Here is a 10,877-nt window from a genome sequence, read left to right as displayed (position 1 = left end):
CCCGCCACGCCGTCCGCCGGGGAACCCGAGGAGCCTGCCGCCGCCGGCCCCTCCGCTCCCGCCACGGGCCCGAAGACACCGTCCGACGAGATCACCCCGGCCACCGGGACGTTCACGGAGAAGCAGAGGGAGTATCTGGAGGACCGGGTGCCGAAGGGCATGGACCCGGCCGCCGTGCTCCAGACCGGCCAGGAGGCGTGCGACAAGCTCCGCTATCTGGTCAAGGCCGACCGGGACACCGCCGTCGGCGCCATCGCGACGGACGAGATCCCGGACGCGGCGGACGCGGTCGCCGGACTCTGCCCCCGGCACCAGGACCTGGTGGACGAGGCGGCGTACGCCTACCCGGACGGCACGCACACCGGGAAGGAACTCCGGCCGGGCGTCTACCGGTCCGCCTCCCCCACCACGGGCTGCTCCTGGCAGATCACCGGGGCCGGCGGCAAGGAGCTGTCCTCGGGCACGTCCGACACCGGCACGTCCCGCACGATCACGATCCCGAAGTCCGCCCGCACGTTCACCTCCACAGGCTGCTACGCCTGGCTGCCCGAAGGAGCCGAGGGATGACCGCAGGAAAGCCGAAACTGCCGATAGCCGTGGCGATCCCCACGAAGAACGAGGGCCTGAACATCGCGGAGGCGGTGAAATCGGTGCTCGGCCACTTCGAGGCGGTCGTGGTGGTGGACTCCCACAGCACCGATGACACCGTCAAGATCGCCGAGGAGTGCGGGGCCGAGGTGGTCACCTACACCTGGGACGGGGGCCACCCGCGGAAGAAGCAGTGGTGCCTGGAGAACGTCCGCACCGACCTGGACTGGATCCTGCTGCTCGACGGCGACGAGCGGCTGAGCCCCGGGCTGCTGGCCGAACTGCGGGAGACCTTCCGGGACCCGGCGGCCCCGAAGCCCGCCGCGTACGACATACCGCTCGGCTACTGGTTCTCGGGGAAGCGGCTGCGGCACGGATACACCATCCGCAAGCGGTCGCTGACCGACCGGACCCGCGCCCACTATCCGGAGGTCGGGGACCTCGACGCCCCCGGCATCGGTGAGGTGGAGGGCCACTACCAGCCGGTCGCGGCGACCGTGGGGACCCTCACCCACCCGATCGAGCACCAGGACCTCGATCCGGTGACCGCCTGGTTCGAGCGGCACAACCGCTACTCGGACTGGGAGGCGTGGCTGGAGCAGCACCCCGAGGTGAAGGAGCAGGTGCGCCAGGTCAAGTCGCGTCAGGGCCAGTTGTTCCACAAGGCGCCCTTCAAGCCCGTGGTGTCCTTCGGCTACATGTATCTGTACAAGCGGGGTTTCCTGGACGGCCGGGCGGGCTTCGACTTCGCACTGGCGATGAGCTTCTACCGCTGGCAGATCGCCCTCAAGTCGAGGGAGAAGCCGTTGCGTTGACGGGCAGCCCGGTCACCACCCCCGCCTCCGGCGGACCACGTCCTCATAGGTCCGCCGGAGGGTGGCGGTGACGGCCTCGATGGTGAACTGCTCGTTCACCAGCTCCCAGGCGGCCTTGCCCGCCTGCTCGGCGGCCTCCGGCTCCAGCAGCTCCAGGATCGCGTCGGCGACCTTGCGGGCGTTGGCCGCGTCCTCGCCGACCCGGCTGTCGATGACCCGGCCCGACCCCGCCCCCGCCACATCGGGGGCCTGACCGCAGGTGCGGGTGATGACGACCGGGGTGCCGACCGACATCGCCTCCAGCACCGAGACCGGGAACGGCTCCTCGATCGCCGGCAGCACATACACATCGGCCTCGCGGTCGGCGGCAAGGACCTGATCGTGCTCCAGCGGACCCACATGGTCGAGGGAACCGGCCACCCCCAGCTTCCGGGCGAGGGCGAGGGTGCCGGCCAGCGCGCCGGTGTCCGGCCCGGCCAGCACGAACCGGGCGTCCGGGTGACGGGCGAGGACGTGCGGCATCGCGGCGACGAAGTCCTCGGGCCGCTTGCGCTCCTGGATCCGGGCGAGGAAGAGCACAGTGGGCGGACGGCCGGGGTCGCGGGCGGGCTTGCGCTCCTGCGGGCGCACCCCGTTGACCAGCCGTACGGTGCGGGTGAGCGGGACGGGGGCGGCGACGGCGTTCACGTCGACCCGCTCCATCTCGGTGAGGTGCAGGACGGCGTCGGCCGAACGCAGCACCCTGCGGACCCCGAGCAGGTCGGTGAGCTGGGCGACCTTCTTCTCCGTGGGGTCGATCATGCCGTGGGTCTGGACGACCAGGGGCGTCCGGGTGGCGAGCGCGAGCAGCGCCGCGGGCAGGGTCACCAGGTCCCGCATCAGATGGACGTGCACAAGGTCGGCGCCGCGCATCATGCGGCGCGCGGTGTTCAGCAGCGCGGCGGAGGTGATGCCGCTGACCTCGAACATCGGGAGCAGGTGCCGCGCCTGGAAGAGGTGGACCGGAACTCCCTCCACCCGCCCGGGCAGTTCGCCGGCGGGGAAGCCGTCGCCGAGGGCCATGACGCGGGCGTCGTCCCCTGCGGCGCGCTGGACCCTGGACAGGTTGAACGCCACCCGGGTCGGACCGCCGAAGGCGTGGTCCGGGGTGTGGAGCGTGACAACGTGCAGGATTTTCACCGGAGTTCCCCTCGACCATGGCCACTTGTTCACAGAGTAGCCATCGCTCTTCCTCACATGGGCTGATTCGTTAGAGTGTTCACGGTTCACTGATCCCGGGGGGGCGCATGACGTCGGTGCACACGTCGGCGCAGGGGGAGACCGACCCGGTGGCCGCGCGTCCGGCGGGACCGGGAGCCCCGGGCGGCCCCCCGGAGCCGCCCGAGCGGCCGATCGCCTGGTCGATGCTGTCGCGGGCGCTGTCCGTGCCGCTCATCCTGGGCCTGGTCTGCTTCCTGCCCGCGGTGATCGCCGCCCAGCCCGGCAGCGGGGTCCGGGACACGGCGTACTGGCTCCAGCTGGTGCTGACCTGCTATGCGGGGGCCCGGCTGGCGACGATGATCCTCTCGACCCGGCGGCGGCTGCTCCAGGGCGTCTTCTGGATGTTCGTGTACATCGCGATGGGCGTCGCGCCGTTCGCCCAGGTGGTGATCGGGCAGACGCCGACGCCGATGGTGGGGCCGCGCCAGGACCTGGTGACCGCGATCGCGATGATCCTGGTGGGGTGTGCGGCCTACGACCTGGGGGCGCTGCTGGCCTCGCGGCGTCCCCTGCGCCGCCGGGTGCCCTCCGGGCGGGGCTCGGGCGGCGGGCCCGCCCGGGCGCATCCGGTGCGGCTGCGGCTCCTGGTGCTGCTGGCCTTCGCGGCGAGCGCGTTCTACGTGCTGAAGCTGGGCGGGCCCGCGGTCTTCTTCTCCAGCCGGCAGGAGATCAACGAGACCGTCGCGGCGAGCGGGGTGGTGGCGGAGGGGTCCAATGTGGGCTCGGCGTTCATCAAGGGCTTCGGCCAGGTCCCGGCGCTGCTGGCGCTGCTGTTCTACACCCGCCGCCTGGCGACCTCCCACCGCGCCCGGCGCACCCCCTCGACGGTGCTGGTGTGGGTGGCGCTGGCGGCGCTGAACCTGGTGGTGAACAACCCGGTCTCCAACGCACGTTACTGGTTCCTGACGGTGCTGATGGCGTTCGTGTTCACCGCGTTCCCGAGCAGTGCGGCGTTCTACCGCACGGTGCTGGCGACGGGGGTGATCGGGGCGCTGGTGGTGTTCCCGTACGCGGACAGGTTCCGGTACGAGGAGGGGGGACAGCGGCCCGTGCAGTCGGCGTCGGTCTTCGAGCCGCTGGTGACCAAGGACTACGACCAGATGGTGATGTTCGCCAACACCGTCTCGTGGGTCGATACCCGGGGGCACACCTACGGCCGCCAGCTGACGGGTTCCGCGCTGTTCTTCGTGCCGCGCGCGGTGTGGAGCGGGAAGCCGGAGGACACCGGGGTCCGGGTCGGGCAGTGGATGGGGCTGCGGATGACCAACCTCTCGGCCCCGCTGTGGACCGAGTTCTGGGTGGATTTCGGCCCGGCGGGGCTGGTCGGCGGGCTGGCGCTGATCGGCTACGCGGCGGCCCGCACGGACCGCAGGTACGCCCTCGCGGTCACCCGGGCGGGGCCGGGGCCCGGCAGCGTGCTGGCGATCGCGGCCCCGCTGATCGCCGGATACACCTTCATCCTGCTGCGCGGGCCGCTGCTGCAGGCGGTGGGGAAGCTCGCCATCGCGGCGCTGTGCCTGATGCTGATCACCACGTTCAGGGAGCAGCGGGCAGCGCGTCGGCGCTGACGGGCTCCTGGTACGCGGGGCCCCGGCGGCGGAGCCGGGCCACCCTGATCCAGGTCGCGACGGCCTTGCAGAGCGAGCCCAGGGCGAGCCCCCAGGCGGCGCCCGGAACGCCCCCGATGACGTAACCGCCCGCGAGGAACGCCACGGCGGTGAGCGAGAAGACGACCTGGATGGAGAGCGTGGTGCGCGGGTCGAGCATGCGCAGGGCGAGCAGCCCGCAGGTGCCGGCGGCCATCGCCGCGTACTGGCTGCCGGTCGCGGGGAGCAGGGCGGCGGCCGTGGGCCAGGTGTCGCCGAGCAGTGCGCGTCCGGCGCGCGCGGGCAGCAGGGCGAGCACGGTGGCCCACAGGGCGGCGGTCGCCGCGAGAGCGGCGGCGAGGGCGGCGGTGGCCCGGACCCGGCGGCGCTCGTCGCCGATGCGGCGGAGCAGCGGGGGGCCGAAGGAGGTGGCCGAGGTGTAGAGCACGTTCAGCGGTCCGAACAGGGTCGTCGCCCCGCGCAGCGCGCCGACGAGGAGCGGGTTGCCGACCGCGCCGAGGCCGAGGACGGACAGCTGACCGGTCGCGTTGCCGACGCCGAACTCGACGGTGAAGCGCTGTCCGAGATGGCCGCGCCGCAGCATCGGGCGCAGTCGGACCGGGGCCCCCGCGGTGGCCCGGTGCAGGAGGGCGGCCGTCAGGAGCAGGGCGGGCAGCGCGGAGAGGCCCCAGACGGCGATCAGCCGGGCGGGGGACGCCCCGTAGTCCTGCGCGGCGAGCGCCCCCAGCACGCAGCCGAGCCGCAGCAGGTCGGCGGTCAGCGCCAGATGGGGGCGCTGGAGGGTGGAGAAGGCGTACCGCCCGGCGTCCTGCCCCAGCACCACGGGGAGCACCAGCCCGAGCATCATCAGCGCGCGGGCGGTGTCGCCGGGGACGAGGGCGCAGACCGCCGCGAGCAGCGCGCCGAGGGCGGTCGAGGCGAGGACCGTGAAGGCGACGGCGGACCGGCAGGCGCCCCGGGTCTCCTCCCCAGCGCCGCGCTTGAGGACCAGCGGCTGCCCGGTGTACGCGCCCGAGACGCCGAGGAGCACCGTGAAGACCAGGTAGACCGCGGAGAAGCGGGCGAAGTCGGTGAGGGTGGAGAGCCGGGCGGCCGCGAGAAGCACCAGGATGTTGGTGAGCGCCGCCACTCCTTGGTCCGCGACCGAGCAGAGGACGGCGGTGCGGGCTCTCACCTGCGCGCGGCCGGCTGGGTGAAGGCGCGCAGGCCGAGGGTCTCGGTGGGATCGCCGGTGATCTCGGGAGCGTCCGGCTCGGCGGTGGGGCCGGAACCGCCACCGCCCCGGCGCCGGGTCGGCTTCGCCCGTCGCTCCGCGCGCCGCAGCCGCCTCCGGCCCGGGTGGAGCAGCGCGCCGAGAACGGCGCCTCCGGAGGCACCGATGATCTCGCGGATGCGTTCCAGGTCGCTGCGGTGCACCTCGCGCGGGTCGCAGACGATCATGACGCCCTCCACCCGGTCGACCAGGGCGACCGCGTCCGCGTAGGACAGGACGGGTGGGGCGAGGACGATGACGACGTTGCCGGTCCGGTCGGCCTCCGCGACGATGCGGCCGACGGGCGGGGAGGTCAGGGCGCGCGGGACGTTGTCAACAGTGGTCCCGGGGATCAGGGCGAAGGCCCCGGACCCGGGCACGTCCACGTTGGTGCGGCCGCCGGCGGGCCAGCCGCCGCCGTCCTCGGCGGCCCAGCGCGGCGGGCGCACCTCGTGGGAGCCGGAGCCCAGGTCGCGGGCGAGCGAGGGGGTGCGCAGGTCGGCCTCGACGAGCAGGACGTCGCGGCCCATCTCGGCGAAGGCGGCGGCCAGGTTGGCGGCCGCGGCCGCGGCCGCCGTGTTGTCGCCGCGGGGGGCGGTGACCAGCAGACGGCGGTTCTCGGCGAACGACGGGTCGTAGGCGAGCCGGAAGGCGACGGCGCGGTACTCCTCGGCCAGCCGGGAGGTGCCGCGCCCGATGGCGAGCAGGCTGCCCGCGGCGGCGCGTTCCCGGGGCAGGGTGCCGAGCAGGGGGGCGCCGAGCGAGCGGACCAGTTCGCGGGTGGAGCGTACGGCGGGGTCGAAGACGAGGCGCACCCAGGAGAGCAGCAGTCCCAGGGCGAGGCCGACGACGCCGCCGAGCCCGAGGAGCAGGGGCAGTCCCGGGCCGGTGGGCGACGTGGGGGCGACGGGCTTCTTGTTGAGGTAGCCCGGGGTGGTGTCCAGGGCCTTCAGCTCGGAGATCTTCCGGCTCAGCTCGGAGATGGAGACGATGATGTTGGCGCGGGCGCTGCTGACGTCGTCCTCCGCGCCCGCCCCGATCTGGTCCTCCAGCAGGTCGCGCTTCTCCTCCAGCGGGCGGAGCTGGGCCCGGTAGCCGTCGGACATGTTCCGGATGCTCTCCTCGGTGCGCGCCTTGCGGTGGGCCAGATAGGCCCCGGCGAGGGCTTCGGCGCGGGCGCGGGCCTGCTCGGGGGTGGCGGCCGTGTAGGAGAAGCGGAGGGTGAGGGTGTTGGGCGGGTTGGTGACCTGGAGCCCGGTGAGCAGTTTGCGGGCGGTGACGTCGTCGCCCGCCTTGAGCAGGGTCCCGGCGGCCAGGGTGCCCACGGTGTCGCTGACGGCGGTCTGGCGCTCGGAGCCGATGTTGATGCCCTTGTCCGCGGTGGATCCGGCGGCGAAGGGGTCGGAGATCGCGGAGCGGACGAGCACTTCGCCGGTGGCGGTGTAGGTGTCGTCGCCGCCGAGGGCGAGATAGCCGCCGCCGAGCAGGCCGACGGCGACTCCGCAGGCCAGCAGGGAGCGGTAGCGCAGGAGCTGGCGGAACTGGTCGCGCAGGAGCGCCGGCTCGTCCTGGTCGTCCGGGGCGCGGTGGTGCGGGGTCATCGGCGGGGGCTCCCTTGTGCGTCCGGCAGGGCCTCGGCGAGCAGGTCGTCGAAGCGGGCGAGGCCCGCCTCCCGGCTCAGGTGGCGGGCGACGTAGCGCGGGCCCCCGGCCCCGAGGGCGTCGGCGGCGGCCGGGTCGGCGACCAGCTTCCGCAACGCTTCGAGGAGGGCGGCCGGGTCCTCGGGGGCGACGAGGACCCCGGCGCCCGAGCGGCGGACCTCGTCGGCGGTGCCGCCCTCGTCGGCGACGGAGGCGATCACGGGGCGTCCGGAGGTGAAGTAGGAGGTGAGCTTGGAGGGGACGCTCATGTCGAGGACCGAGGCGCGCTGGGTGACCGCGAGGACGTCGGCGGCGGCGAGCACGTCGGTGAACTCCTCGGCCGCCGCGGGCTCCAGGAAGTCCACGTTGGCCAGTCCCTCGGCGCGGGAGCGCAGGGCGTCGCGCTGGTTGCCGTCGCCCATCAGGACGATGCGGACGTCGGGGGCGAGGCGGGCGGTGTCCACCAGGACGTCCAGACCCTGCTTGAGCCCCATGTTGCCGGAGTGCAGGACGACCGGGGTGCCCTCGGGCCAGCCGAGCCGGGCGCGGGTCGCGGCCCGGTCGGCGGTGGGGCCCTGCACATGGGTCCAGTTGGGGACGAGGCGGATGCGGCCGGGGTCGACGCCGAGAGCGGTGACTCCGGGGACGAAGCTCTCGTGGATGACACCGACGAGGGCGGCCCCGCGCAGCGCGTACCGCTCGGCGGCCGCGGCGACGGTGGCGGCCCTGCCTCCGCCCCGGATGCCGCTCTGTGCGGCGGCGGCGCCCATCAGGTCCTGGACGACGGGCAGATGGGGGACGCGGTGGCGGCGGGCGAGGCGGGCTCCGATGACGGCGCCCGCGAGGCTGGGCATCTGGGAGATCACGGCGTCGGGGCGTCCGGGCGGTGGGGCGAACAGTCCGGTCGCGAGGACGCTCGCCTCGAACGCGGCACGTCGCACAGCGGTCTGACGGGGTGGCACATAGTGCCTGCGCCGGTGCACGCCGACGCCGCCGCGTATCTCCACCGTCCTCCAGACGCCCCGGTACGCCTCCTCCAGTCGCCAGGAGGGGTAGTGCGGCATACCGGTGAGCGCCCGGACCCGGGCTCCGGACGCGGCCCAGTGCTCGGCCAGTTGGGTGGCGTACGGGCCTATGCCCGTGAGCTCCGGTGCGTAGTTGGTCGAAACCACCAGAAGTCGGCGGCCTCGGATCGGACTGCGCCTTGACGCTTCGGACATCGGACGATCGCCTTCCCCCCACGACAGCCACTGCCCCCACCGGGGAACAGCCCCTGCCGAGCTTATCCGTTCACGGCTTGCACAAGTATTCTTCACAGTAAGGTCGTTGGAACATCACCGGATCACGTTGACCGTGGGGGGAGAGATACGGATGGTGCAGCACAGGGTGGGTTACGCACCCGGGGTGTACGACCTGTTCCACGTCGGGCACCTCAACATCTTGCGGCATGCCCGCAGTCAGTGCGACTACCTGGTCGCCGGGGTCGTGTCGGACGAGATGGCCGCCCTCGCCAAGGGCCACACGCCGATGATCCCGCTCCGCGAGCGACTGGAGATCGTCCGCAGCGTGCGCTTCGTGGACGCCGCGTTCGTGGAGACCGTGCCGGACAAGGTCGAGACCTGGCAGCAGGTCCGGTTCGACGTGATCTTCAAGGGGGACGACTGGCGGGGCACGGACAAGGGGGAGAAGCTGGAGCGCGACTTCGCCGAAGTGGGCGTGGAGGTCGTCTACTTCCCGTACACCGTGCACACGTCCAGCACCCAGCTGCGCCGGGCGCTGGACGTGCTCGTCAACCGGCCCGGAGCGCTTTCAGCTCCCTGAACCACTTGGCGAGGAAGGCCGCCAGGAAAACCGCTTGCGCCACCGCGAGCACGGCGTACCCGGCGCGGAAGGCCCCGGGTGCGCCGAGCAGCAGGAACACCAGGCAGAACACCCCGTAGTCGGCGGGCAGCAGCGCCACGGCCCGCACCCGTGAGACGGGCGCCGTCGCGTCCGGTGCCGCCCAGGACGGACCCCGGGCACTGACCGCAGCCTTGCCGAGCTGGTCGCGCAGCAGCCCGGCGCAGAAGGTCACCACCGCCGCCAGCTGGAATCCCAGCGGGAGCAGCAGCCATGCTTCGGATGGCAGTTCACCGAAGCGGTAGAAGGAGATCAGGACCGCGGCGTGGACGAGCAGCAGCTTCCCGCAGTCCACGACATGGTCCAGCCACTCCCCGTCGGGCCCTCCCCCGCCGGTGAGCCGGGCGAGCTGCCCGTCGGCGGAGTCGAAGGCGAAGCCGACCGCGAGGGCCGCCCAGACCAGGACGCCTAGCGTCCAGGACGGCTCGACGAGCGCGACCGACGCCAGTGCGCCATAGGTGAACAGCGCGCTGGTCAGGGTGACCTGATTGGGCGTCATGCCCGCTCGGTACGCCCCGGCCGCGAGCACCCGCCCGGCGGGCCGGTTCACGTACCGCGAGTAGAGCGAGACGCCCTTGGCGCTCTTCTGTGCGCCGCGCAGTTCGCGCAGCACTGTGCCCGTGTTTCCCATACGCCCCCCAGCGTCCGGCATTGCCCGCATCATGGCATGCGGAACCGGGCCCGTGGGCGCTTTGGCGGGGACCCGGGGGTACGGGATATCAGACGCGTTCCAGCGGGCGGTGCGGGCCGGCGGGGAGTTCGGCTGCGACGGTGTCGCCGGGGCGGATCACACCGCCTCGCCGGACCACGCTCATGACGCCTGCCTTGCGCACGACCGCGCCCGCCGCGTCCCGGCCGACGACCTGCTTCAGCAGCCCTTCCCGGAAGGCCTCGATCTGGAGGCAGGGGTTGCGCAGGCCGGTGACCTCGACGACCGCGTCGTCGCCGATCCTCAGCAGTGTGCCGGTGGGGAGGGCGAGCAGGTCGATGCCCCGGGTCGTGAGATTCTCGCCCAGCTCTCCGGGAGCCACATTGAAGCCGGCGCCGGCCAGCTCCGTGAACAGCTCCTCCTGGATCAGGTGGACCTGCCGCAGATTGGGCTGGGTGGGGTCCTGGGCGACCCGGGAACGGTGCTTGACGGTCACGCCCGCGTGGGCATCCCCCTCGACCCCGAGCCCGGCGAGCAGCGTCACGCTCTTCCGGCTCTCCTTGCTGAAAGTGTGCCCGCCGCTGCTGCTGACCGTGGTGACCGTTCCGTACGCCATGGGTCCCCGCCCCCCTGCTCGACAAGTGCGATGCGCTACCTCTTTCGACCCTACGCCCGACGGGTGACCGGGGGGCGGAGCCCCCTTACCTCCGGGGTAATCGACGGTGGCCGACCCTCGGGCCAAGGTGGGGGCACCGCCCCGGACCGCCGGGGCTCCCGAGGAGAGGGTCCACCATGACCGCGTACGACGAGGCCGTCCAGCGCTACTTCGCCGCCTGGAACAGCACCGGGGCCGAGGAGCGGGCGAAGGCCGTGGCCGCGGCGTTCACCGCCGACGCCCGGTACACCGACCCGCTGGCCGAGGTGCACGGGCACGAGGGGCTGGCAGCCGTGATCGGCGGCGTGCACGAGCAGTTCCCCGGTTTCCGGTTCCGGCCCGCCGGGACGCCCGACGGGCACCACGACCTGGCCCGCTTCGGCTGGGAGCTGGTCTCCCCGGCGGACGGCTCCGCGCCGGTGGCCGGGTTCGACGTCGTCCGGCTCGCCGAGGACGGCCGGATCAGTTCGGTGAGCGGGTTCCTGGACCGCGTACCGGGGGCGTGAACGCGG

Annotated in this window: 11 protein-coding genes; 5 read left to right on the top strand and 6 right to left on the bottom strand. The window is 73.0% G+C overall.

From position 1 onward, the window contains the following. Positions 1 to 567 (top strand): hypothetical protein (locus HET64_RS10545; protein WP_215104122.1); only part of this gene is annotated, 567 nt, incomplete at its 5' end. Continuing rightward, entirely contained in the window at positions 564 to 1,403 is an 840-nt protein-coding gene (locus HET64_RS10540) for a glycosyltransferase family 2 protein (protein WP_215104120.1), read from the top strand. The genes HET64_RS10545 and HET64_RS10540, both read left to right, overlap by 4 nt. 12 nt (positions 1,404 to 1,415) lie before the next feature. Here the strand turns inward: HET64_RS10540 and HET64_RS10535 are convergent, their stop codons facing one another. Next, positions 1,416 to 2,582: a glycosyltransferase gene (locus tag HET64_RS10535; RefSeq protein WP_215104118.1), complete on the bottom strand. Its 1,167-nt coding sequence runs from the start codon at positions 2,580 to 2,582 to the stop codon at positions 1,416 to 1,418. A gap of 107 nt (positions 2,583 to 2,689) precedes the next feature. Between HET64_RS10535 and HET64_RS10530 the strand changes: the two genes are divergently transcribed. Then, positions 2,690 to 4,231 (top strand): hypothetical protein, encoded by a 1,542-nt coding sequence (locus HET64_RS10530; protein WP_215104116.1) that lies wholly within the window; start codon positions 2,690 to 2,692, stop codon positions 4,229 to 4,231. On the opposite strand, the gene HET64_RS10525 is transcribed toward HET64_RS10530, so the two are convergent. Genes HET64_RS10525 through HET64_RS10515 form a run of 3 tightly spaced genes read right to left on the bottom strand, consistent with a single transcriptional unit; the run spans position 4,200 to position 8,382 of the window. Further along, on the bottom strand, positions 4,200 to 5,444 hold the full coding sequence (locus HET64_RS10525; RefSeq protein ID WP_215104114.1) for a hypothetical protein: 1,245 nt from the start codon (positions 5,442 to 5,444) through the stop codon (positions 4,200 to 4,202). The two genes, HET64_RS10530 and HET64_RS10525, sit on opposite strands and share 32 nt — an antisense overlap. Further along, positions 5,441 to 7,123, bottom strand: coding sequence for a lipopolysaccharide biosynthesis protein (locus HET64_RS10520; RefSeq protein WP_215104112.1), 1,683 nt, complete (start codon positions 7,121 to 7,123; stop codon positions 5,441 to 5,443). Before HET64_RS10520 ends, HET64_RS10525 begins: the two co-directional genes overlap by 4 nt. Beyond that, positions 7,120 to 8,382, bottom strand: coding sequence for a glycosyltransferase (locus HET64_RS10515; protein ID WP_215104110.1), 1,263 nt, complete (start codon positions 8,380 to 8,382; stop codon positions 7,120 to 7,122). The genes HET64_RS10520 and HET64_RS10515 overlap by 4 nt, the downstream gene beginning before the upstream one ends. Positions 8,383 to 8,533: 151 nt before the next feature. Here HET64_RS10515 and HET64_RS10510 point away from each other — a divergent pair, with 151 nt between their 5' ends. Next, positions 8,534 to 8,983, top strand: coding sequence for an adenylyltransferase/cytidyltransferase family protein (locus HET64_RS10510; RefSeq protein WP_003965602.1), 450 nt, complete (start codon positions 8,534 to 8,536; stop codon positions 8,981 to 8,983). On the opposite strand, the gene HET64_RS10505 is transcribed toward HET64_RS10510, so the two are convergent. Together HET64_RS10505 and HET64_RS10500 are read right to left on the bottom strand one after the other, a co-directional pair. Continuing rightward, the gene (locus HET64_RS10505) at positions 8,952 to 9,692 is read right to left on the bottom strand and encodes a CDP-alcohol phosphatidyltransferase family protein (RefSeq protein ID WP_215104107.1); all 741 of its coding nucleotides are present in this window, start codon (positions 9,690 to 9,692) and stop codon (positions 8,952 to 8,954) included. The two genes, HET64_RS10510 and HET64_RS10505, sit on opposite strands and share 32 nt — an antisense overlap. An 88-nt stretch (positions 9,693 to 9,780) precedes the next feature. Beyond that, positions 9,781 to 10,326, bottom strand: a complete 546-nt coding sequence (locus tag HET64_RS10500) for an MOSC domain-containing protein (RefSeq protein ID WP_215104105.1) — start codon at positions 10,324 to 10,326, stop codon at positions 9,781 to 9,783. A 176-nt stretch (positions 10,327 to 10,502) separates the two neighbouring features. Here HET64_RS10500 and HET64_RS10495 point away from each other — a divergent pair, with 176 nt between their 5' ends. After that, complete coding sequence (locus HET64_RS10495; protein WP_215104103.1) at positions 10,503 to 10,871, top strand: nuclear transport factor 2 family protein; 369 nt, start codon at positions 10,503 to 10,505, stop codon at positions 10,869 to 10,871. Positions 10,872 to 10,877 lie beyond the last annotated feature (6 nt).

The sequence above is a fragment of the Streptomyces sp. McG3 genome, assembly GCF_018619185.1.
GTDB lineage: Bacteria > Actinomycetota > Actinomycetes > Streptomycetales > Streptomycetaceae > Streptomyces.
Note: the sequence above shows the minus strand (reverse complement) of the source record. Positions and strands in the feature narration are given on the sequence as shown.

Coding starts and splice junctions, on each gene's coding strand:
- HET64_RS10540 (WP_215104120.1), top strand. CDS start 564: ATGACCGCAGGAAAGCCGAAACTGCCGATAGCCGTGGCGATCCCCACG.
- HET64_RS10530 (WP_215104116.1), top strand. CDS start 2,690: ATGACGTCGGTGCACACGTCGGCGCAGGGGGAGACCGACCCGGTGGCC.
- HET64_RS10520 (WP_215104112.1), bottom strand. CDS start 7,123: ATGACCCCGCACCACCGCGCCCCGGACGACCAGGACGAGCCGGCGCTC.
- HET64_RS10515 (WP_215104110.1), bottom strand. CDS start 8,382: ATGTCCGAAGCGTCAAGGCGCAGTCCGATCCGAGGCCGCCGACTTCTG.
- HET64_RS10510 (WP_003965602.1), top strand. CDS start 8,534: ATGGTGCAGCACAGGGTGGGTTACGCACCCGGGGTGTACGACCTGTTC.
- HET64_RS10505 (WP_215104107.1), bottom strand. CDS start 9,692: ATGGGAAACACGGGCACAGTGCTGCGCGAACTGCGCGGCGCACAGAAG.
- HET64_RS10500 (WP_215104105.1), bottom strand. CDS start 10,326: ATGGCGTACGGAACGGTCACCACGGTCAGCAGCAGCGGCGGGCACACT.
- HET64_RS10495 (WP_215104103.1), top strand. CDS start 10,503: ATGACCGCGTACGACGAGGCCGTCCAGCGCTACTTCGCCGCCTGGAAC.